The 20,433-nt window shown below is 71.3% G+C and carries 24 protein-coding genes; 13 read left to right on the top strand and 11 right to left on the bottom strand.

Annotated features, from left to right (window positions below; translation table 11 throughout):
- Nucleotides 1–10: 10 nt before the first annotated feature.
- Nucleotides 11–535: a hypothetical protein gene (locus JKJ07_RS49750; protein WP_236028734.1), complete on the bottom strand. Its 525-nt coding sequence runs from the start codon at nt 533–535 to the stop codon at nt 11–13.
- A 293-nt stretch (nt 536–828) separates the two neighbouring features.
- Nucleotides 829–1,077, bottom strand: a complete 249-nt coding sequence (locus JKJ07_RS11965) for a hypothetical protein (protein ID WP_202991519.1) — start codon at nt 1,075–1,077, stop codon at nt 829–831.
- A gap of 442 nt (nt 1,078–1,519) precedes the next feature.
- Here JKJ07_RS11965 and JKJ07_RS11960 point away from each other — a divergent pair, with 442 nt between their 5' ends.
- Both JKJ07_RS11960 and JKJ07_RS11955 read left to right on the top strand, forming a co-directional pair.
- Nucleotides 1,520–2,878, top strand: coding sequence for a glycosyltransferase (locus tag JKJ07_RS11960; protein ID WP_202991518.1), 1,359 nt, complete (start codon nt 1,520–1,522; stop codon nt 2,876–2,878).
- On the top strand, nt 2,875–3,465 hold the full coding sequence (locus tag JKJ07_RS11955) for a hypothetical protein (RefSeq protein ID WP_202991517.1): 591 nt from the start codon (nt 2,875–2,877) through the stop codon (nt 3,463–3,465). The genes JKJ07_RS11960 and JKJ07_RS11955 overlap by 4 nt, the downstream gene beginning before the upstream one ends.
- Before the next feature lie 77 nt (nt 3,466–3,542).
- Here the strand turns inward: JKJ07_RS11955 and JKJ07_RS11950 are convergent, their stop codons facing one another.
- On the bottom strand, nt 3,543–3,818 hold the full coding sequence (locus tag JKJ07_RS11950) for a hypothetical protein (protein WP_202991516.1): 276 nt from the start codon (nt 3,816–3,818) through the stop codon (nt 3,543–3,545).
- Between the two features lie 1,123 nt (nt 3,819–4,941).
- Between JKJ07_RS11950 and JKJ07_RS11945 the strand changes: the two genes are divergently transcribed.
- Nucleotides 4,942–5,472 carry a hypothetical protein gene (locus tag JKJ07_RS11945; RefSeq protein WP_202991515.1) on the top strand — a complete coding sequence of 177 codons (531 nt, stop codon included), beginning with the start codon at nt 4,942–4,944 and terminating at the stop codon, nt 5,470–5,472.
- Between the two features lie 198 nt (nt 5,473–5,670).
- Nucleotides 5,671–6,453 (top strand): hypothetical protein, encoded by a 783-nt coding sequence (locus tag JKJ07_RS11940; RefSeq protein WP_202991514.1) that lies wholly within the window; start codon nt 5,671–5,673, stop codon nt 6,451–6,453.
- Here the strand turns inward: JKJ07_RS11940 and JKJ07_RS11935 are convergent, their stop codons facing one another.
- Complete coding sequence (locus tag JKJ07_RS11935) at nt 6,454–6,672, bottom strand: biotin/lipoyl-binding carrier protein (RefSeq protein ID WP_202991513.1); 219 nt, start codon at nt 6,670–6,672, stop codon at nt 6,454–6,456. It abuts the gene before it with no gap.
- A 125-nt stretch (nt 6,673–6,797) separates the two neighbouring features.
- On the opposite strand from JKJ07_RS11935, the gene JKJ07_RS52435 reads away from it, so the two are divergent.
- A complete protein-coding gene (locus JKJ07_RS52435) occupies nt 6,798–6,872 on the top strand; it encodes a 50S ribosomal protein bL37 (RefSeq protein WP_369752275.1) in 75 nt (24 codons plus the stop codon).
- 60 nt (nt 6,873–6,932) lie between these two features.
- On the opposite strand, the gene rsrA is transcribed toward JKJ07_RS52435, so the two are convergent.
- The 5 genes from rsrA to JKJ07_RS11905 form a co-directional block, all read right to left on the bottom strand.
- Nucleotides 6,933–7,220, bottom strand: a complete 288-nt coding sequence (rsrA, locus tag JKJ07_RS11925; protein ID WP_184955137.1) for a mycothiol system anti-sigma-R factor — start codon at nt 7,218–7,220, stop codon at nt 6,933–6,935.
- Between the two features lie 6 nt (nt 7,221–7,226).
- Nucleotides 7,227–8,027 carry a sigma-70 family RNA polymerase sigma factor gene (locus JKJ07_RS11920; protein ID WP_202991511.1) on the bottom strand — a complete coding sequence of 267 codons (801 nt, stop codon included), beginning with the start codon at nt 8,025–8,027 and terminating at the stop codon, nt 7,227–7,229.
- A gap of 66 nt (nt 8,028–8,093) precedes the next feature.
- Nucleotides 8,094–8,687 (bottom strand): alpha/beta hydrolase family protein, encoded by a 594-nt coding sequence (locus JKJ07_RS11915; RefSeq protein ID WP_202991510.1) that lies wholly within the window; start codon nt 8,685–8,687, stop codon nt 8,094–8,096.
- A 256-nt stretch (nt 8,688–8,943) separates the two neighbouring features.
- Nucleotides 8,944–9,339 (bottom strand): WhiB family transcriptional regulator, encoded by a 396-nt coding sequence (locus JKJ07_RS11910; RefSeq protein ID WP_202991509.1) that lies wholly within the window; start codon nt 9,337–9,339, stop codon nt 8,944–8,946.
- Nucleotides 9,340–10,565: 1,226 nt separating this feature from the next.
- Nucleotides 10,566–11,246, bottom strand: coding sequence for an SOS response-associated peptidase (locus tag JKJ07_RS11905; RefSeq protein WP_202991508.1), 681 nt, complete (start codon nt 11,244–11,246; stop codon nt 10,566–10,568).
- 134 nt (nt 11,247–11,380) lie between these two features.
- On the opposite strand from JKJ07_RS11905, the gene aroA reads away from it, so the two are divergent.
- The 6 genes from aroA (at nt 11,381) to JKJ07_RS11875 (ending at nt 17,153) form a co-directional block, all read left to right on the top strand.
- Nucleotides 11,381–12,604 (top strand): 3-phosphoshikimate 1-carboxyvinyltransferase, encoded by a 1,224-nt coding sequence (aroA, locus tag JKJ07_RS11900; RefSeq protein WP_438871398.1) that lies wholly within the window; start codon nt 11,381–11,383, stop codon nt 12,602–12,604.
- 3 nt (nt 12,605–12,607) lie between these two features.
- On the top strand, nt 12,608–13,750 hold the full coding sequence (rsgA, locus tag JKJ07_RS11895; protein WP_202991815.1) for a ribosome small subunit-dependent GTPase A: 1,143 nt from the start codon (nt 12,608–12,610) through the stop codon (nt 13,748–13,750).
- A gap of 9 nt (nt 13,751–13,759) precedes the next feature.
- Nucleotides 13,760–14,554: a histidinol-phosphatase gene (gene hisN / locus JKJ07_RS11890; protein ID WP_202991506.1), complete on the top strand. Its 795-nt coding sequence runs from the start codon at nt 13,760–13,762 to the stop codon at nt 14,552–14,554.
- Nucleotides 14,555–14,698: 144 nt separating this feature from the next.
- Entirely contained in the window at nt 14,699–15,571 is an 873-nt protein-coding gene (locus JKJ07_RS11885; RefSeq protein ID WP_236028892.1) for a hypothetical protein, read from the top strand.
- A gap of 241 nt (nt 15,572–15,812) precedes the next feature.
- On the top strand, nt 15,813–16,586 hold the full coding sequence (locus JKJ07_RS11880; protein ID WP_236028733.1) for an ATP-binding protein: 774 nt from the start codon (nt 15,813–15,815) through the stop codon (nt 16,584–16,586).
- A 9-nt stretch (nt 16,587–16,595) separates the two neighbouring features.
- Nucleotides 16,596–17,153: a DUF5709 domain-containing protein gene (locus JKJ07_RS11875; RefSeq protein ID WP_202991504.1), complete on the top strand. Its 558-nt coding sequence runs from the start codon at nt 16,596–16,598 to the stop codon at nt 17,151–17,153.
- 1 nt (nt 17,154) lies between these two features.
- Here the strand turns inward: JKJ07_RS11875 and JKJ07_RS11870 are convergent, their stop codons facing one another.
- Nucleotides 17,155–17,808 (bottom strand): response regulator, encoded by a 654-nt coding sequence (locus tag JKJ07_RS11870; protein WP_236028732.1) that lies wholly within the window; start codon nt 17,806–17,808, stop codon nt 17,155–17,157.
- Nucleotides 17,809–17,813: 5 nt separating this feature from the next.
- A complete protein-coding gene (gene macS / locus JKJ07_RS11865) occupies nt 17,814–18,950 on the bottom strand; it encodes a MacS family sensor histidine kinase (RefSeq protein WP_202991503.1) in 1,137 nt (378 codons plus the stop codon).
- A gap of 21 nt (nt 18,951–18,971) precedes the next feature.
- On the opposite strand from macS, the gene JKJ07_RS11860 reads away from it, so the two are divergent.
- Together JKJ07_RS11860 and JKJ07_RS11855 are read left to right on the top strand one after the other, a co-directional pair.
- Entirely contained in the window at nt 18,972–19,433 is a 462-nt protein-coding gene (locus tag JKJ07_RS11860; protein ID WP_202991502.1) for an ATP-binding protein, read from the top strand.
- 74 nt (nt 19,434–19,507) lie between these two features.
- A complete protein-coding gene (locus JKJ07_RS11855; RefSeq protein ID WP_202991501.1) occupies nt 19,508–20,365 on the top strand; it encodes a carbohydrate-binding protein in 858 nt (285 codons plus the stop codon).
- Nucleotides 20,366–20,433: the final 68 nt, after the last annotated feature.

Genomic DNA, 20,433 nt, shown 5'->3' with positions numbered 1-20,433 from the left:
GGCAGTGCGATCAGTACTTGTCGGGCTCGGCCGCCTGCGGCTTGGTGTAGCCGTCGTCCTTGGTGGCCGCCGGCTTGGTGGCCGCGGGCTTGGTGGCGGCCGGCTTGGTGTAACCGTCGTCCTTGGTGGCCGCCGGCTTGGTGGCGGCCGGCTTGGTGTAACCGTCGTCGCCCTTGACGTCGTTGTCCTTGGTGCCGTGCGGCTTGGCCGGCTTGTGGTGGTGACCGTGGCCGCCCCAGCCACGGTCGCACTCGGCCCGCAGCACCCAGCCACCGCGCCGGAAACCGATGTGGACGAACTCGCAGTCGTAGTCGTCCCACTGGCCCGACCGCTCGCCGAGGCGGCCGGCGACCTCGCAGACGGCGGGGGAACGGAAGTAACCGACGATGTCGTCCCGGCCGATCCCCTGCTGCGCGGCCGGCTTGCTGTCCGACTGCGCCGTGCCGCCGGCCGCCTGGGCCGGGCCGGTGGCGATCGTCAGACCGGCCAGCAGGCCCAGGCCGGACACCGCGACGACACGCATGGCTGTCTTCATTTACGTGCTCCTTTTGAAGGACTTCCAAACCGCGCAGGACGCCCCTTGCGCAAGATCAGAAAAGCACGCAGATCCGTTCCCGGCGCCGGCACGACACGCACAGGTAGCGCCAACGGATGAAAGGCGCGCGGCGGAAACCGGCCAGCGGGCCGGCGCGTCGTTAAATTGCTTGGTCCCGAAAAGTCGACCGCATAGCGCGGACTATTCGCGACCAGCCGGACAGCGCTGGGGCCGGCACATTCGTCAGGTCCGGAAAATGGGAATGCCGGCATCATGGTGATGACGGGTACGGGTCACCGCCGGCGGCGGACATAGCAGCTCCGCAACAGCATCCGGTGGTGGCGGACGGGTCGCCGCCGGGGCAGCGCGTCGGCCAGGGGGTACGGCCCGTGATAGCTCGGCCAGGTGTCCCGAGGGCCGAACACCGGTTGGTGAGCCAGGCGGTCGGCGCCGAGTTGCGGCGGCCCGTCCGGCCGTCGGCTCCGCAGCTGACTCAGCACGATGACTGACGACAACAGCGCCAGGATCTCCAGTTTGGTCATGAGCCGGCCGCATCCCTTTCCTGTGTCGTGCCGTGCCGCAACCGGGGGTTCCCTCACGGGGGACGTCGGGAACCCCCGGCGGGTTCGGCCGGATCATCGATTTCGCCGGTGCGCCGCCGGCGGCGCCGCCGGGTCCGGGCTGTCGTCCGGCGAAGGAGCATCGACTGCTCGGCGAACCGCTTCTTGCAGGAGGTAGAACTCGCTCGCGGCGACGCCCGAATTCGGTCGCGGGTGCCGCCGTGACGGCGAATGGATAACGTCCGGCTGACCGATCGGATGAGCACTGTCGTAGAGGGCGAGCCGGTCCGGCCGGGCGCCGGCGCACTTTCGTGCGAACGTCGGCCCGCGCAGTTTCCTCGGACGCAGCCGGATCGTCTCAATACTGAGCCGCCGGGCAGTGCCGTTGCCTGCCCTTTCCGAGAAGCTCTGCTGAGGAGTTCCGATGTCGTCCGACAAACTCGCCTCGCGGCGTGTCTTCCTCATCTGCGCGGTGATCGCCGGCACTTTCTTCGTCGGCTTGATCGCGGCCACGTGGCACTTCCGCGGGCGGATCGACCACCCGGCTCTGCTCACTTTCTGGTGGATCAGCAACGGCGCCGTGATCTATTCCCTCTATCCGCTCGCCCGGCGCCGCCGGCCACCCGAAACCGCACCGGTGACCGGCCGCGTGGTCGCCATCGTCGGCGTGCACGAGTTGGCCGAGTCCGACCTGCGGGCCTGCGTCGAGTCGATCCTCGCGCAGAGCCGCGTCGTCGTCGACGAGATCCACGTGGTCGACGACGGCTCGACCCAGGCGCCGGTGCAGCCCTTCGCGCACCCGCGGGTCCGCTGGCATCGAACGGGACACGGTGGCCGTCGGGCCGCCCAGCGCTACGTTCTCGACCGGCTCGACCCCGAGGACTGGGATTTCGTGATGGCCGTCGACAGCACCTGCGTGCTCGACGGGCACGCGCTGGAACGCCAGCTCAGCGAGTTCGCCCAGCCGAACGTCGTGGCGACCACCGCGGAGGTGCTGATGGGCAACGTCGGGCAGAACCTGCTGACCCGCCTGGTCGACCTCAACACCGGCACCGGCGTCATGCGCCCGACTCGCCGGTCGGCGTTGCGGGCGATGCAGATCGGACCGGGCGCGCTGTCGGTCTACCGCGCGGCTGTCCTGTTCGAGCACGAGCGCCTCCCGATGGACCCGGCCGCCGACGGCGACGACCGGTGCCTGGCGCGATATCCGGACCTGGACGGCGACGTGGTCCCGGTGTCCGGGGCGATCGCCTGGCGGAGGGCGCCGGCCGACGTGGCCAGCGTCTATCGGCAGCTGCTGCGCACGGCGACCAGGCGGTGGCGGGTGCTGGCGACGGTCCTGGCGACAGGGCACCCGCGCCGGATCCGCGCGCTCGTCCTGCTGCGGCTCCTGTGCGGTCCCGCATGGATGGTCTGTGCCGTCGTCCTGCTCGTCGAGGCCACCCCGCCGCAGCCGCCTTGGATCATCCTCTACGGAACGCTCTACGTCCTTGTGCGCTACGCCAAGGCCGGTCACTACCTGGCCGGTCGGCCGGCCATGAGCCGGTCGGAGAAGTTGCGGACCTGGATTCTGCTGACTCCCCTGGAGGCGGCCTACAACCTTCTCGGCATCGGCGCGATCAGATGCCTCGCGCTGCTTCCGGCTCGCGCGTTCCGCCGGCCGGATTGGGAACTGTTCCCCCGGCCGGTTCCGGAGCTGCCGGCGGCTCGTGACGAGGCAGCGGTGCCGACCGGTTCCAGCTCGGTCTATTACAGCGGCTACATGTCCGAGAAGTCGCCGTGACCGCCCGGCACGCGGAACGCGCTGACGCCGTGAACGACAAGAGCCCGGAGGTGCTGACGCTGGCCCGGCGCACCGCCGAGGCCTACGTCACCGCGGCCGACGAACGCGCGCAGCTGATCCGGGCCGAGGCCCGCTCCCGGGCCGGGCAGATCAGGCAGGACGCCCGGCTGGACGCCGAGAAGATCCGCGCGGCCGCCGAGGAAGCGATGGCGCGGGCGCAGAGCGAGGCCCTCCTCGTGGGACGCGACGCGGCCGGCCGGGCCGCCGAAGCCCGGCGCCGGGCCGAACTGGCCCTGGCCGACGCGCGGGTCGAGGCCGAACGGATCCGGGCCGACGGCCGCGATCGGCTCGAGCAGGTCGAACTGCGCGCCCGGCAACGCTACGAGGACGCCGTCGGCGGCTTTCCGACGAAGCGACTGGCCCTGGAGAAGCAGATCCAGGCGCTGGAGATGTTCGACGCCTATTGCCGGCAACAACTGACCGGCTCGATACAGCGGCAGTTGAACATGCTGTGGGGCGGTTCCCTCGAGGCCGAGTTCCCGCCGGAGCCCGCGCGTTTTCCCGCCGTAGCGGGCCACGCCTCATAAATTTAAATCGTCGAATAAATGGCGCCCGGACCGCGATCTCGCGGTCCGGGCGCCAATCTTTTCCCGGCCGGCCGCGGTTATTGCCGCAGGCTCCGGCGCCGCAGGTCGATCTCGCGCCAGTTGTCGGGGATGTGCGCGATGAACAAGGTCTGCACCGGGGAGAGAAGTCCGGCCGCCGCCATTGTCTTCTGCTCCCGGATCCACCGGCGGGTGTCTGTCCGCAGGCGCTGCACACGGGCCCGGGCCCGGGCGTCCTGCGGGTCGTTGTAGGGCTTGTCGCTCTCGAGAAGCTCCAGAGCCGCCTTGTACGCCGCTCGCCACCGGGTCGGGAGGGTCATGTTGCTCGTTCCCATCGGGCCTTTTCCTTACTCATTCAACGAAGATCGCGGTCGGGCGGCCCGCGACAAATCGAGCGATAACCGCGGCTCGGGTGACCAAACCTGGCTCCGCTCGTCCTGGCCGAGATTCAGCCGAGCATGTGACAACGAACGGCCGGCTGTTGGATCAATTGCCGGCCGCGATGGCAGAACAGGCACGATGCGCTCACTCCGCGTGCGCGCCCCGCTTCCGAATAGCGGCCCCCGGACGACCAGCCGCGCTATTCGAGCAGGCGATCAGGTCCACACAATGCGGGTTTCATCGCGGAATAGTTCCGATCGCTGCCACCGGCCAACATGAAAGATCAAGCTCGGCGCAGAAGGAATCCGGCCGAAAGACCTTCTGGCATTCGACATGACTTAGATTTTGCCAGAAACGTCTGACTGAACCTCCACACACCGTTGCCGTGTGGCAACGACCTGCTATCAGGACGACCGGCGCAGAGCAATAGGGCGCGAACCCTCGTCGGCAATCATTTCGGGGGAGTAGCGACGAAAACGGCCGACCGGCGGCCAGGGAGCTCATCGTCCCTTTCCGGGCCGGGCGGGGCCGACCAGGCCACGGGGAACGGCCGAAAATATGTGCGTATGACCCTTTCGTACGAAGCCGAAGGGGTGCCGGCGACGCACAAGCTCCGGTGCCCGGGGCCGCAGCGACCCCGTGCGACAGCGGCGGCCAATCCGATTTAGCGCAGGCAAAGCCACCCTTCGACCGCGCCCTGGGTCCGTCGACGGTCACGGCTGCCCCTTCGTCCGAGGCGTCGCACGGCCCGCACACGGTCCGCGACGCTCCGGCCGCTCTCGGCACGCACGACCCGGCCCGGAAGCGGTCACCTTGCGTACCGCCGCGTTGCCGCGGTGTCGCCGTTCCGGGGCGCCGAACCGGCCCGCCGGACACCTTCCCAGCATCCACCCGGAAATTCATCGACTCCCGTTCTCGTGGGCCGCCGCCGGGCCTTCGAGAGAGGTCCGCCGAACGGCTGTCGGCCGCCCGTCATTCCGGCGCTCGACGACATCCGCGCGTTCGACTTCCGGCGTGGGCGAAATGCGGTTTTCCCCTCCGTAAGTCACCGAGCAACACGGTACGAAAGGAAATGCGATGAAGAAGCTCACCCGCGCCCTGACCATGGGAGGGTTCGGCGTACTCGCCGCACTGGCCGTCGGAACCGCGCCGGCCCAGGCGTCGGCCACCGCCGGTGCTGCCGTGGAGAGCAAGTCCGGGGCCGGCCAGGTCGCTCAGTGGCGCGACGGCACCCAGGTCGTCGGCTTCTACCGGTCGCTGCGGGCCTGTGAGCTCGCGGGGCAGTTCGGCGAGCGCAGCGGTGCCTGGGACGACCACGACTGCGACCTGGTGCAGCTCGGCGCGCGCCGGGGCACGTGGGCCCTCGAGGTCGAGAGCGACGACGACTGGGGCCCCGCCGGCTTCGGCCGCCCGTTCGCGCTGACTCGCGGCTTCCCGGTCCAGTTCCGGCCGGGCTGGTGGGGCCAGATCCGTCCGGGTCACCGGGGTGTGTTCCGGCACGGTCACCCTCGCCCGTTCTTCCGCCCGGGTCACCCGGGTCCGGTCATCCGTCCGGGTCACCACGGCCCGATCGGCCGTCCCGGCCACCACGGACCGAATGGCCGGTAACTGATCGCGGGCCGGCATACGCCGAGATTCTCCTGCCGCACGGATGTGGGTCACTGATCGGCAGGGGAATCGTTAGGCCAGCGCGGCCCTGATCGCACGAGATCTTGGGCTGACAACGCCTTGTTCTGCCCCTTTGGTGCCGCTGGGTAACGCCTTTCGCCCAGCGGCACCAACCCCTGAGAGGGACGGGAGAGACCCGTGAACGACAAGCCCATAACCGGACGCGTCCGGTTGTTGCTCGGCCGCGCCTCCGTCGACAGCGTGACCGCGGTTCATCCCGTCGTCTCCCCGATGACACCACCCTCGTCGGTGCCGCCCGCACCGGCGCCACCTCCGCCGGCGCCGCCCCCGCCCCCGCCGGTGGCGCCACCATCACCGCCTTCGCCGCCACCGGTGCCGCCCGCACCGGTGCCGCCCGGCGAGGCGCTCCAGGTTTTGACCTTGGCCCAGCGGACGGCCGAGGAATACGTCGCCGCGGCGAACACGACCGCGCAGGCGGTGCTGGCCGAGGCGGAGAGGAACGCCGAGCACTGCCGCGCCGAGGCGCACGAATACGCCGAGAAGATGCGGGCCGACGCGGAGAAACTGCTGACCGCGGCCCGCGCGACGGCCGAGATCACCCAGCGGGACGCGCAGGAGCAGGCGGCCGAGATCAGGCGTCAGGCCGAGTCGCTGCTGACCGAGGCGCGCGCCGAGGCGGAAAGCATCGTCGCCGGCGGGAACCAGGCCGCCGAACAACTCGAGCAGCGCGCCCAGCGCCGGTACGAGGACGCGGTCGGCGGGCTCTCGGTCAAACGGAAAGCGTTGCAGGAACAGATCGAGACGCTGGAAGTCTTCGACGCCGAATACCGACGCCGGCTCATGGCCTTCCTGCAGGGTCAGCTGCGCGCGCTCTGGGCCGACCAGCCGCAACCCGTCGGCTTTCCCGCGGTGGAGCTGCAGCTGCCGGGCGGGCCGGTCGACTCGGGCGAGCCGGCCTGATCAGCCCTGGATGATGGCGATCAGGTCGCCTTCCTGCACCACGTCGCCCTCGTGCACGACGAGCTCCGCCACCGTGCCGTCGGTCTCGGCGACCACCGGGATCTCCATCTTCATCGACTCGAGAATCACCAGGGTGTCCCCCTCGGCCACGGTGTCGCCGCTGCTGGCCACGACCTTCCACACGTTGGCTACCATCTCGGCCCGGATCTCGTCGGCCATGGGGAACCCTCCTCGGTCTGTCGGTATCGGTATCAAACCACGGATCGGTGTCGGGCGAGTCCGAGCCGGGCGGACGCGCCGACTACCATCGGCTCGGGAAACACCGCACGAACAAGGAGTCACCTATGGCCAAGAAGGCTCGCAAGAAGAAGGCTCGTAAGAAGAGCAGCGCGAACCACGGCAAGCGGCCCAACAGCTGAGCTTGCGCACCGACGAAGAAAGGCCCCGCGGAAGCGGGGCCTTTCTTGTGTCACGTCGCGTCAGGGCAGGTATTCCCTGGTCTCGACCTGCACCTCGAGCTGGTCGAGCTTGACCCGCAGCCGCTCGCGCAGCTCCCGCGGCGCCTTCTCGTCGCCGCAGCAGCGCGACACCAGCGCCTTGACCTCGTGCTCGATGCCATACTCCCGCAGGCACCCGTCGCAGTCGTCCAGATGCTTCTGGATCAACGTGCGCCGGTCCTCGCTGCACTCCAGGTCGAGGTAGAGATAGACCTCGCTGATCACGATGCCGCAGTCGGTCTCGTGATCCTCACCGTTCAGGCCGCTCATCTCGGGTCAGGCCTCCTGCGGTTCCGAAGCGGTCCGGGTGATTCCCCGGTCGGCAGCGTACTGCTCCAGCGTCTTGCGCAGGTTTCGCCGGCCGCGGTGCAGCCGGGACATGACGGTGCCGATCGGCGTGCCCATGATGTCGGCGATCTCCTTGTACGAGAAACCCTCGACATCAGCGAGGTAGACGGCCAGGCGGAAGTCCTCGGGCAGGGCCTGCAGGGCTTCCTTGATGTCGCTGTCGGGCAGCCGGTCGAGCGCCTCGGTCTCGGCCGAACGCAGGCCGACCGACGTGTGCGACTCCGACGAGGCGAGCTGCCAGTCGGTGATCTCCTCGGTGGGAGCCTGCACCGGCTGACGCTGCTTGCGCCGATACGAGTTGATATAGGTGTTCGTGAGGATGCGGTACAGCCAGGCCTTGAGGTTGGTGCCCTCCTCGAACTGGTGGAACGCGGAGAACGCCTTCAGATACGTCTCCTGCACCAGGTCTTCCGCGTCGGCGGGGTTACGCGTCATCCGCAGGCCAGCCGCATACAGCTGGTCCACGAAAGGCAACGCGTCCCGCTCGAAGCGCGCCCTGCGCTCCTCGGTCCGTTCTGTTTGGGCCACCCTGAGATCTCCCCTCGACCGCCCCGCCGAGGATACGGGTAGTGCCCCATCAGCGGCTGTGAAAACCGCCGGTGTGCTGACACTCACCGATGGCGTCACATTGGCGGTCTCGGTGGCCGGCCACTCGGGGGAACCCAGCAGGTTCCGCACCCGATCGACGTCCCGGCCCCCACGCTCGAGGCTTTCGGTTCCGGCTCGCACCAGTAAAACCCCTTCCGACTTTCAAGCTCCGGGGCTTATAACCACGCGAGCGCAACTTGCATTCCTTCAGCGCGCCCACCCGTGCGCCCGCAGCCACCCGACCGCCAGCACGGCCGTCTCGGCGACGCCTTTGCGCAGGTCATGAGTCGCCCCCGGGCGCACGATCACCTCGACCGGGCCCCCGCCGACGGGCACCCCGAACGCGTCCCGATCCCCGTTGAGCACCAGCGTCGGCACGCCGGCCGGCAACTCCGCGGCCCGGCTCTTCTCCGGCTTGCCCGGCGGATGCAACGGGAACGCCAGCGCTAGCACTCCCACGGCCCCGAGCCCGGCGGCCGTCCGGCAGGCCACCCGCGCCCCGCTCGACCGCCCACCGACGATCAAGGGCAACTTCCCCCGTACGGCTTCAACCACGGCCGACCAGGCCTCGTCCAGCTGCGCGGCCGGAGCGGGCGCACGCCGGCCCGCCACGCGATAGGGCTGGGTCACCAGCACCACCCGTACGCCCGCGGCCACGGCGGCGTCGTGCACGGCCTTGAGGTCGGGCGCGTCGACCCCACCGCCGGCCCCGTGCCCGAGCATGAGCGTGCTGAGGGGTTGGCCTTCCGGCTCGCTGATCCGCACATGCGCCGGCCCGCGGGGCGTCTCGATCTCGGTCACGCCCTATTTCACCAGCCCGCTCTCGCCCGGCCCGCGTGTTTGCCGCCCGCGTCTCCGCCCGCGCGTCTTCGCCTGCCCGCGTTTTGCCGGCCGCGCACGTCTCGACCCACACTGTCGCCGGCTTGCGCCTCCGCCGGCCCGCCGTTTATCCGCGCACGCCTGGCCGCCGTTCATCGGCGCGCGCTGGCCGCCGTTCATCGGCGCGCGCCTGGCCGGCACTCCCGTGGGGGCGTGCCGGCCGGCGGACGACGATTGGTCAGCGGCTGATCGGTGTGAGGCTGAGCAACCTGCGGTCTTCCTCGTCGGTGTCGTCGTCGACGGTCTCGCCGCCGGGACCGACGCGTTCGCGCCAGGCCACCAGCATCGCCCGGCGTTCGCGCGGGGTCGTCCCGCCCCAGACGCCGTGGCAGTCGCCGACCTGCAACGCCCAGGCCAGGCACGGCCCTTGGACGGTGCACGAGCCGCACAGCGAAACCGCACCTTCGGACGGTTCGTTAGGCGCCGGAAAGAACGTCTCCGGATCGACCGAACGGCATGCGCCGCGGGTCCGCCAAGCCTCGTCGCTGCGTCGTTCGCTGATCGCCTCGAGCAGGCGCGGATCCCTCCGCGCGATGGCTACCTCATGTGGACGCGGCATACGAGCCCGTGTCATCAGCCCACCTCCCCCGTGGGACCGGCACTGCGTGTGGCCACGGGCTCGCACCGTGCGAACCTGCACCACTCCGGCGCAGTTTTGTATCGCAGGGTAGGAGATCAGAACAAGGGGCTTATCTATCTTGAAATAAAGTTGCCAATAAAAAATGCGGACATCCATTGACAAAACCGAATCTTGATCTTGCCGCAGCTCAGCCCGCGGGCCCACGTTTCAGCCACCCGCACGGCTGACCGCCCACACCCTCACTACTAGCCGTCACGACTCACATTTGCGACCAAAGAGACGCAACGCCGACCGGCCAGCCGCTGCTCCCGCCGCACCCAGCGGAGCGCTCCAGACCGTCACCAGCCCCCACAGCGAGCGCCTCCAAACCGACGCAGCCACCCGACGACGACGCGCCGAGGACCCGCAAGCACCGTCGGCAAAGCGCGAGGAACGTAGCAGAGCCCGCCCTACGCCCCCACACCGGCAAGCAACTCCCACAAGCGCATTACCCACCCTCCCAGGGGGACCCCCACCACCGCCGATTGTGTCGGAATCAACCGATCTTCGATGTCCCGTCACCGGCCCACCTGTGGACAACTCTCGACTGTGGATAACCGCGGACCATCAAAACCGGTCCTGAGCTGCGCATTCATATGGATCTAGCGACAGTCACTTCCGGCCCGACGGCGGAAGTTGGCACATCTGACGAGCGGGCCGGCGTCGCGGCTCAATGACCGGAACGGCTATGGAAGGGCGGGTGCCGTAGCAGAGCAGGGCGCGGGACGAGCAGGGCGCGGGACGAGCAAAGCCGCAGCAGAGCGCGGGGCGAGCAGAGCGGCGGGGCGAGCAGGGCGCGGGGCGAGCAGGGCGGCCGCAGAGCGTGGGGCGGCAGGGCGGCGGCGGTGCGCGGGCAGGCCAAGGCTTCAGCAGGGCGCGGGGGCGAGCAGGGCGGCGGCAGAGCGTGGGGCGGCAGGGCGTGGCGGCAGGGCGGGAGGACGGCGGCGTGCGCGGACAGCGCAAGGCTCCAACTGGGCGCTAGGCGGGAAGGACCGCGGCGGGGCGTGGGGCGGCAGGGCAGAGCTGCAGCAGGCGTTGGGCGGGCAACGGCAGGGCGGGACGGGCGGGCGCCTATGCCGGGCAAGGAAGCGGCGGCGGAGCCGGCAGAGAGGCAAGCGGCGGAGCCGGCAGAGAGGCAAGCGGCGGGGCCGGCACAGAGGGCATGCGGCCGGGGCGGAGGGTCAGAACAGGGTGGCCGGGGTGGTGTCCGGGGTCGGTGGGGGTTCCAGCAGTTGGGGGCCGTTGTTGCGGACGTTGCCCACGTCGGGGCGGACCGGGCGGATCTCGATGGCCGCCAGTTCGGCCGGGCTGAGGGGGGTCAGCAGCTCCGCCGGGTCACCGCCGCCGGCCAGCCATGACGGCCAGCGCGTCGCCGGCAGGATCAGTGGCATCCGGTCGTGGACGCGGGCCAACTCTCCCACCGCCGCCGTGGTCAGGACGCTGCAGGTCAGCACCGAATCCGGGCCCCATGTCGTCCAGATGCCGGCGAATGCCAGCACCGAGCCGTCGGCCGGGGTCATGTAGTGCGGCTTGCGTTCCACCCACTCGAACCAGCCGTCGGCCGGCACGAGGCAGCGGCGGCGGGCGAAGGACGGGGCGAAGGCGCGTGACGTGGCCACGGTCTCTGAGCGGGCGTTGATCATGCGGGCGCCGGCCCGGAGGTCCTTGGCCCAGGGCGGCACCAGGCCCCAGCGTGCCCGGTCGACGACCCGGGCCTCGTGCGTGGCCGACACGCGAATCACCGGTACGGGATCCGTCGGGGCCACGTTCCAGCTCGGGGCCGCCTGCTCGGCCACGCTCACGGCCTCGAACAGGTCTTCCAGGTCGGCCTCGCTCCTGGTTGTCGCATACCGCCCGCACATGCCGGGCAACGCTACCGTCTCGGGGGACGGGAAACGTCCACGAAAATTCCAGCCCCCTTCGGCAGAATGGCCGCGTGACTGCTGAACCCCGCCCCTGGCTCGCCCCGTCCGCGTCCGGCCCGGTCGGCGCCACCGTGCGGCTGCCCGGCTCGAAGTCCATGACCGCCCGCGCCCTCGTGCTGGCCGCGCTCGCCGACGGGCCGTCGGTGGTCGAGCGGCCCCTGCGCGCCCGTGACACCGAGCTGATGGCGGCCGGGCTGCGCGCGATCGGGGTCGCCGTCGACTCGTCCGACGACGAGCGGTGGCGGCTCGAGCCCGGCCCGTTGCGCGGCCCGGCCCGGGTCGACGTGGGGCTCGCGGGCACGATCATGCGGTTCCTGCCGCCGGCCGCCGCGCTGGCCGAGGGCACTGTCGAGTTCGACGGCGACCCGCACGCACGCAACCGGCCGCTGCGCCCGATCGTCGAGGCCCTGCGTTCGCTCGGCGTGTCGATCGACGCGTCGGCCACCGGCGGGCTGCCGCTCACCGTGCGCGGCGCCGGGCTGGTCGAGGGGGGCGAGGCCGTGATCGACGCGTCCGGCTCGAGCCAGTTCGTCTCGGGGCTGCTGCTCTCCGCGCCGCGCTTCACCAAGGGGCTCGTGCTGCGTCACGAGGGGCCGCCGGTGCCGTCCGCGCCCCACCTGCGCATGACCACGCACATGCTGCGGGCCGCGGGCGCTGTGGTCGACGAGTCGGTGCCCGATGTCTGGGCCGTCGAGCCGGGGCCGCTCCGGGGCCGCACGTGGGTGATCGAGCCCGACCTGTCGGGCGCCGCGCCGTTCTTCGCCGCCGCCATGGTCACCGGCGGCTCGGTCACGCTGGGCGGCTGGCCGGCCGAGAGCTGGCAGCCGGTGGGCCGCCTGGTCGAGCTGCTGACCGCGCTGGGCGCCGAGGTCACCCAGTCGGCCGACGGCCTCACCGTCCGCGGCTCGGGCCAGCTGCACGGGATCACCGCCGACCTGTCCGAGGTGAGCGAGCTGACCCCGGTCGTGTCCGCGCTGGCCGCGCTGGCCGACGGGCCGTCCGAGCTGCGCGGGGTCGAGCACATCCGGGGCCACGAGACCGACCGCATCGCCGCCCTGGCCACCGAGCTGGGCAAGGCCGGGGCCGAGGTCACCGAGTTCCGTGACGGCCTGCGCATCGAGCCGCGCCCGCTGCACCAGACCGATTGGGAGACGTACGCGGATCATCGGATGGCCCACGCCGCCGCGGTTATCGGACTGGCCGTCCCGGGCATCACGCTGACCGACGTAGGTTGTACGTCGAAGACGTTGCCCGAGTTCCCCGAACTCTGGGCGGGACTCGTGGCGAGGAGTTAGACCCTGCCAGCTCGCAAGCGGGAGTACGACGAGGACGACGTCCGGGTCCGCCCCGGCCGTTCGTCGCGCCCTCGTACCCGGACGCGCCCGAAGCACGACGACGCCGTCGACGGCCTGGTGATCACGGTGGACCGCGGCCGGTACGGCTGTTTCCGCGAGGACGCGCCGCCCGACAGCCCGGTCATCACCGCCATGCGCGCCCGCGAGCTGGGCCGCAAGTCGGTCGTCGTCGGCGACCGGGTGTCCCTGGTCGGTGACGTGTCGGGGGCGCCGGGCGCGCTGGCCCGCATCGTGCGGATCGGCGAGCGCACGTCGGTGCTGCGCCGCACGGCCGACGACGACGACACCACCCCCGAGGGCCGGCTCGAGCGGGTGGTGGTGGCCAACGCCGACCAGCTGGTCATCGTGAGCGCGCTGGCCGACCCCCCACCCCGTACGGGGTTCATCGACCGCTGCCTCGTCGCGGCGTACGACGCGGACATCGAGCCGCTGCTCTGCTTGACCAAGGCCGACCTGGCCGGCCCGGAGGAGATCGTCGGCTACTACGCCGAGCTCGATCTGCCCTATGTGGCGATCGACCCCGACAGCGATCTGACCGAGCTGCGCCAACGGCTCGCCGGCAACATCTCGGTGCTCGTCGGCCATTCCGGGGTGGGCAAGTCCACGCTGGTCAACCGTCTGGTGCCGGACGCCCTGCGCGCGGTCGGGGTGGTCAGCGCGGTCGGCAAGGGCCGGCACACGTCGACCAGCGCGGTCGCCCTGCGGTTGCCGGCGGTCGGCAAGAGCAAGAAGGACCCGGGCTGGATCATCGACACGCCCGGCATCCGCAGCTTCGGGCTGGCCCACGTGAGCGCCGAGAGCCTGCTGCACGGCTTCCCCGACCTGGTCGAGGGCACGCTGGAGGACCAGCCGAACTGCGGGCACACGGCCGCCGACGTGGGCTGCCGCCTCGACGCCTGGGTCGCCGAGGGCAAGGCCGACCCGCGCCGCCTGGAGTCGTACCGGCGGCTGCTGGCCTCGAGAGCGGGCGACACCGACCCGCGCGAGGCGGAACGAGCCGACGAAGCCGAGCGGCAAGAAAGCCAACGCGAGGCCGAGCGCGCAAGAGCGGCCGGGGGCGATGAGGAGCCCGGCTCGATCGGCTAGCGTTCGGGCATGGCTGGTTATGCCGACGATCTGTCCCTGGCCCACCTTCTCGCCGACACCGCCGACTCGATCTCGATGGGCCGGTTCCGGGCGCTCGACCTGCGGGTCGAGAGCAAGCCCGACCTGACCCCGGTCTCCGACGCCGACACGGCCGTCGAGCAGGCTATCCGGTCGACGCTGGCCCGCGCCCGCCCGCGTGACGGCGTGCTCGGCGAGGAGTTCGGCGCGACCCAGGCGGCCGCCGGCCCGGGCACCCGCCGCTGGGTGATCGACCCGATCGACGGCACCAAGAACTTCGTGCGCGGGGTGCCGATCTGGGGCACGCTGATCGCCCTGCTCGAGGGTGACACCCCGGTCGCCGGCCTGGTCAGCGCGCCCGCGCTGGGCCGCCGCTGGTGGGCCGCGCGCGGCCACGGGGCGTACGCGGGAAAGCACCAGCACGCGGCGACCCGGATCCAGGTCTCGGGTGTCGGCCGGGTCGCGGACGCCAGCGTCTGCTACGCCAGTCTCGAGGGCTGGCAGCAGGCCGGCCGCCTGCAGCAGATCGTCGACCTGAGCCTGGCCGCGTGGCGGAGCCGGGCGTACGGGGATTTCTACGGCTACATGCTGCTGGCCGAGGGCGCGCTGGAGACGATGGTCGAGCCGGAGCTGTCGCTGTGGGACATGGCGGCCCTGATCCCGATCGTGCAGGAGGCCGGCGGCACGATCACGGACCTGTCCGGGCGCCCGCCGGCCGACAAGTCGTCGGTGATCGCGACGAACGGTTTGCTGCACGAGAAGGTACTAACGGCCCTTAGCCGGTAACCGGACAAAAACCCCAGAAGTTATAGCGCTGCGTAAGCGGACAAACACCCCGCGACGACCGTGTCCCCCGAAGCGCTGATGCCGGGGCGAGGCTGGTCTATCGTGCGTCACGTGGTGTCCTCGGGCTGGTGCTTCCTCGCCGCCATGATTCTGGCGTACGGGGTGGCGAACCTTCTGCAGTCGGCGGCTGCGGCTCGCACGACGGTGCACCACACCTTCGACCCCAGCCTGCTCGTGCGGCTGGCCGGTCAGCGAACCTACCTGCTGGGCCTCGGCTGCCAGGTGCTCGGCTTCGTGCTCGCCTTCCTCGCCCGCGAGGAGTTGCCGCTGTTCCTCGTGCAGGCCAGCGTGGCCGCCGGGCTCGGCGTGACCGCGGTGCTCGGCGTGCTGCTGCTCAAGTGGTCGCTGCCGGCCGCCGAGATCGTGCTGCTGGTGCTGCTCATGGTGGGCATCGCCGCGCTGGTCAAATCGGCGCAGCCGGCCGTCGCGCGCCCGCTGGGTGCGGCCGCGATCGCCGGCCTGACCCTGGCCCTGCTGCTCATCGGCGGCCTGGGCATCTTCGCCGTACGGCTGCAGGGCGCGCTCGGCTCGGTGGTGCTCGGCTCGCTGGCCGGCGTGGGGTTCTCCGCGGCCGCCATCGCCGCCCGCCCGCTGGCCAACGAGCACACGGTGACCGGCTTCTTCGCCAACCCCCTGCTCTATCTGCTCGTCGTGCACTCGCTGGTCGGCCAGCTGCTGCTGGGGCTGGCGATGCAGCGCGGCTCGACCACGGCGGCGGTCGCGGCGATGGACGCGGCGGGGGCGGTTCCGGCCGCGATCGTCGGCCTGCTGCTGCTCGGCGATCGCATCGAGCCGGGCAAGGAGTGGCTGGCCGGGGTGGGCTTCGTGGTCACGCTGGCGTCGGTGATCGCGCTGACCCGCTACGCCGAGCCCCAGCACCACCAGGCCCCGGCCGCGCCGCCACCCACGCGCCGCCCCGAGCCGGCCCCGCTCCGCACCGCACCCACGAGCCGCTGAACCGACCAGCGCGTCGGCAAGGGGGCAGCGCCGGAAAGGGAACGCGAACGTTCCTGGGATACCGGGCATTTCCCGGGACCGCGGTGGCATGAGTCATGCGCCCCCGGGTACATGCTGACCATGACCCCCGGGACGGTATGTCCCGAATAGTTCCGTACGGCTCTCTACGGAAGGCGGTCCTTGTTACCCGGAGTGCGCGGGAAATGCGAAAAGGGCGCGCGTTATGCACAATGGAGCGATCATGGCGAGCGAGCTGCGGCATCTGGTCGATCGCGGGTCGGAGTACCCGCTGGTCCGGCTGACCGGGGAACTGGACGCCGACACCGCCCCGGCGCTGCGTGCGGCCCTGCTGGACGTGCTGGCCGAGCAGCCCGAGGCGTTGCTGGTCGACACCGGCGAGCTGATCCTGCCCGCGCCTCTCGTGCTGGCCGTGCTGCGGGAGCTGCGCGACGAGACCGCCGACTGGCCCGGCGCCCATCTCGCCCTGTGCGACGTCCGCGGCGGGGCGGCCTGGCCCGGCCTGGGCTGGCCGATCTGGCCGAGCGCGCCCGAGGCGATCGCCGAGATCGGCCGGCCCGACCCCGACCACCGGTTCGGCCTCGACCTGGAGCCGGCCCTGGGCGCCGCCCGCCGCGCCCGCGAGCTGATCACCGAGGCCTGCGCCCGCTGGGAGCGGCCCGAATTGGCCGGCCCGGCCTGCATCGTGGTCACCGAGCTCGTCAACAACGTCGTCGTGCACGCCCGTACGCCGATGGTCGTGCTCGTGGCGGCGCACGGCGACGGCCTCAGCGTGGCCGTGCGCGACCGTTCGGACCACGTGCCCACGTTCTCGGGCAGCCCGGTGCCCCCCACCGCGTACGGGGGCCGGGGGATGCTTCTGATCGACTCGGTGGCCGCGCACTGGGGCAGCCTGCGGCTCGACGGCGGCAAAGTGGTGTGGGCACTGCTCGCGCGGGAGAACGGGGACGAAAACGACGTCTCGGCGGCAAGCATGCAAGCCCCCGTCCGCGGGTAGATTGCCGTCATGCGAGACAACGACTACCCCGCCGAGGTGTCCGACCCGGAGGCCTCCGGCCTGCCCGACACCGCGGATGACGATTCGACCGCGTACGACGAGGTGGAGACCGGGCGCTGGGCCGACGGCGCCGACCCGGCCGCGCTGGCCGGCGTCGGACCGGGCGGCTCCAACCGCTTTGGCGACACCGCGGAGGAGCAGCGGGAGGGCGAGTCCCTCGACCGCCGGCTGCGCCAGGAGGAGCCCGACTTCGGCGCGGAGGACGAGGTCCAGCCGAACCGTGACCCCGTCGACGAGACCGTCGACAGCTCCGAGCAGCGCAACTTCGACGCCGACGTGTGGGGCGCGAGCCCGACCTCCGATCCCGACTCGCAGGTCTCGCTCTACGACGACGGCCAGCTCGACGACGCCGACCCGCAGCCGGTGGGCCGCCTGGTCGCGCCCGACGAGGGTTACGGCTTCGACGACGAGGCCGACAGCGTGGCCTACGACGCGGGCGCGTCGGGCGGTGGCGCGAGCGCCGAGGAGCTCGCCATGCACGAGACGAACGCCCCCAAGTACGAGTGAGTCAGTCGAGCCCCTGCTCGATGGCGTATCTCGTGAGTTCCACGCGGTTGTGCAGCTGGAGCTTGCCGAGCGTGTTCTGAACGTGGTTCTGCACCGTGCGATGGCTCAGCACGAGCCGTTCGGCGATCTGCTTGTACGACAGGCCCTTCGCCACCAGCCGCAGCACCTCGGTCTCGCGCTCGGTGAGCTTCGGCGCGCCCTCGTCGGCCCCGGCCGGCTCGGTCACGGCGAGCCGCCGGAACTCGCCCAGCACCAGCCCGGCCAGGCCGGGGGTGAAGACGGTGTCGCCGGCCGCCGTGCGGCTCACCGCGTCGAGAAACTCGGCCTGGCCGGCCGACTTGAGCAGGTAGCCCGTCGCGCCGGCCTTCATGGCGTCCAGCACGTCCTGCTGCTCGCCGCTGGCCGAGAGCATCAGAACCCGTACGCCGGGCACCTCGGTCTGCAAACCGTTGATCACCTCGACGCCCGACACGTCGGGGAGCTGCAGGTCGAGCACGACGACGTCGGGCCGGGCCGCGGCCGCGATGCGCACGGCCTGCCGGCCCTCGCCGCTGGTCGCCACCACGTCGTAGCCCGCCGCGGTCAGGTCGCGGCTGACGCCCTCACGCCACATCGGGTGGTCGTCGACCACCATCACCCGGATCGCTGCCGTCATGCCCGTCACGATATCGGGACGCGCGGCACGCTCATCTCGACCTCCGTGCCCTGGCCCGGCGCGGAGACGATCCGCACCTCGCCGCCCAGGTCGCCGATGCGCCCGCGGATCGACTGGGCGACGCCGAGCCGGCCCTGCGCCTCGGCCTGGGCCAGCCGGTCGGGCTCGATGCCGCAGCCGTCGTCGCGCACGGTCACCACCACCTGGCCGGGGTCGTCCTCCACGAACAGGTAGACCTTCGTGCCGGGGTCGCAGTGCCGGGCCACGTTGTCGAGGGCGGCGGCCACCGCGGCGCGCAGCTCCCGGGCCGCGTGCGCGGGCAGCGGGACGGCGCCGGCCGGGCCCGAGACGGTGACGTCGGCCGTCGCGTACGGGTGCAGCAGGGCCATCAGGTCGAGCTCGTCGCCGACCGGATCGACCGCGGCCTGCCGCCCGCCGACCAGGGTGCGCAGCGCCGCCTCCTGCTCGCCGGCCAGCCGGGCCAGCTCCCCGGCCTCGCCGTCGAGCCCGGCCCCGCGCCGCTTGACCAGCGCCAGCACCTGCAGCACGGAGTCGTGGATGTCGCGGGCCAGCCGTTCCCTCTCCCGGGTGGCCGCCTCGAGCTCGACCGCGCGCTCGAGCCGCTCCTGGGCCACCTCGGCGATGCGCACGAGATACCCCACGGCGATCGCGGCCAGCAGCATCAGCACCGAGCCGGTGAGCGCGGACTGGTCGTAGTGGGCCCGCACGAGCAGGTCGGTGGCCCCCATGACGAGGGCGGCGGCGATGCCACCCCGGCGGCCGAACCGCACCGCGCAGCACAGCACGGGCGCGACGTGCCAGGCGACCGCCAGCGTGGGCCGGCCGGTCTCGAGCGAGTGCCGGCCGACGATCTCGATGCTCGCGGTGAGCGCGGCCATCACGACCGCCATGTCGGTGAGCAACAGCGGGGCGCGGCGGCGGGCCGGATCGGCGTACGCGTACGTGGTGAAGACCGTCCACGCCGCCATCACGGCGAGCACCGGCCAGGCCAGCATCGGTCGCTTGTAGTAGCTGATGTTGCCGATGACCAGGATCGTCGCGTACGTCAGGGCGGCGATTCGATAGACCGCGATCGCTCGCCACAGCGGCGCCTCGAGCCCACTGTTCCGCGCGTCCGGCATGCGCCGACGATCCCACATGAGATGCGCCACCCGTGGCCCGCCCTGCGGGAAGATCAGACGTGGCCTACGGTCGAAGGCATCGGCACCGAGATTTTGCTCTCTCAGACCTTCGACCGTGACGCCATCACGACGTTGCGTCACTCCGTCGCGTCCTGTGCCGGGTCGGCCGGACTGCGCGGCGACCGCCTGGACGATTTCGTGGTGGCGGTCAACGAGCTGCTCACCAACGCGGTGCGGCACGGCGGCGGCGCCGGGCGCGTCGTCATGTGGTCGTCCGACGGCGACGTGGTGTGCGAGGTGAGCGACGCCGGGGGCGGGCTGCCGGCCCGGCGGCACGAGCCCACGGTGCGCCCGGCGGCCGATCAGCCCGGCGGCTGGGGCCTGTGGCTGGCCGAGGAGCTGACCGATACGTTCCGCCTCACGACGAGTGCCGAGGGCACGACCGTGCGGGTCTCCAGCCGATCTTCCTTAAGCGAGTCTTAAGAACTCGGCGCCGATCTTGCGAGAAGCTCTCACTTTTACGAGGGTGTGCCTGCTGTGACGTACAGGGGGCGATGGTGAGCAAGGCTGGATGGCGGATCAGACCACGTGCGGCACTTGCCCTCGTGGTCGCCGGGGCCGGGCTGGCCGGCGCCGTCTTCTTCACCGGTCAGGGCGGCGTGGCCGTCGCGGCCGAGCACCGTCCGGTCTTCGACGACTCCTTCGACGGCCGGCGCGGCGAGCCCCTCGACCCGGCCCGGTGGCTGCTCGACGGCGACGAGCGCAACGGCCGCCTGGACGGCGACGGCAACCTCGTCGTCGACCGGCTGATCAGCACCCGGCAGGCGTTCGCGGAGCCGTACGGGCACGCGGAGGCCCGGATCAAGGTGCGGCGCTCGACGGGGCCGTGGCGCGCGTTCGGGGCGGTCGACAAGTTCGGCCGGGTGCTGCGCGGCGACGTCGAAGTGCTCGACAAGGACGCCGATCCGACCTCGGGCCGCCGGTTCCACACGTACGCGATCGACTGGTCGCCGGAGGCCGTGATCTGGTCGGTCGACGGCACGCCGAGCCTCAAGCTGACGCCGGACGAGCCGGGGCTGCCGATCGCGCTGGTGCTCAACCTGGCCACCGACGGACGCCGGCCGGGCCGCATGGAAGTCGACTTCGTCAAGGTGACCGCGGGCGCCAAGCCGATGCCGGTGCCGACAACCCCGTCCGCCACGCCGACGTCCGCCACGCCGACGTCCGCCACGCCGACGTCCGCGGCACCGACCACGCCGCCGCCGGCCAAGCCCGCCGCGTGGAAGACGTTCACCGACTATCAGGTCGGCGACCGGGTGACCTTCGAGGGCGCGACGTACGAGGTCAAGGCGGCGCACACCGCGCTGCCCGGGTGGGAGCCGTCCGCCCTGCCCAATCTTTTCAAGAAGTTGTAAGAAAAGGCGTTATCCGGGGTTCCGGAACCAGTCTCCCTTGACCGTAGGCCGTCAATCTTTAAAGACTG

The sequence above is a fragment of the Paractinoplanes lichenicola genome (assembly GCF_016785085.1).
GTDB classification, from domain to species: Bacteria; Actinomycetota; Actinomycetes; order Mycobacteriales; family Micromonosporaceae; genus Actinoplanes; species Actinoplanes lichenicola.
This window is presented reverse-complemented; position numbering and strand designations above follow the sequence as displayed.